General features: G+C 38.4%; 1 protein-coding gene. It reads right to left on the minus strand.

Translation table 11 applies throughout. The annotated features are described in order from the left end of the window. Positions 1 to 155 precede the first annotated feature (155 nt). Positions 156 to 878, minus strand: a 723-nt coding sequence (locus JIG37_RS10475) for a transposase (protein WP_199529335.1), incomplete at its 5' end; no start/stop codon positions are given.

The raw sequence follows: 878 nt of genomic DNA on the forward strand, positions 1-878 counted from the left end.
AGTGATTTTTCATTGTCATTTATTAAATTTCAGCCTTATGTGCTGAGTTAATCTTTAATTTTACACACTGGTCAGCGCTAGTTGCAAAAGTCGTTATGCCTCTAGAATTAAAAGGATTGGATTTGTAAGACTGATTTTTAGTGTCGAATGCGTACCTAAGTAAATAAGGCTAAGCTATTAGCTATAGAACTTCTTCGTTTTCGTTTCATATGATTTGTATAAGCTGTGATAGCTTGTTCTTTACCCGCCGTATTCTTAAATGAGCGTGAAAAAGAGGTGGTGAGTGTAAGCCAGTTATCAATACAAATATTTAATCGTTCAAGAATTGGTAACGCATCTTCGGGGATTCTCCCTGGCTTATCTTCTCGTATTGAGCGGCCAGTCCAATCGACGAGTTGTAGGTATGTTTTGAGCTCAAAAGGTAGTCCGTTAGGCATATGTTTACGTGGTTTACCTGCAAAACGCATAAGTGATTTTGGTTGCTTATTGTTTTGAGCTGCATTAATTCTAGATTTAATACTGGTGTAGTCAGATTGCTCAGGTAAATCAGCCGCTTTCGCTCTTACAGGGTTTAAATCTACATAAGCAAGGCAAGCTGCAAGAGCTGCTTCATCAAGTAAAGCTTGTGATTTAAAGCGACCTTCCCAAAAGCGTCCTTTGCACTCATCTTCTTGATTTGCTTGTCGTGCAATACTCTCATTAAGAACGCGCATAAACCAACTAATACTGCTGAGCCGTTCTCGATATAAATTTACTCTGGCATTAACCGCAGCGAGCTCTGCTTTTGTTAGCAATTCGCCATTTAAGAATCGTTGGCAAAGGAATGTACTTTTAAATAACTTGTGCCATCTAATCAGAATCGCTTTATTATTCAAACG

The organism is Pseudoalteromonas sp. bablab_jr010, assembly GCF_016464105.1.
GTDB classification, from domain to species: domain Bacteria; phylum Pseudomonadota; class Gammaproteobacteria; order Enterobacterales; family Alteromonadaceae; genus Pseudoalteromonas; species Pseudoalteromonas simplex.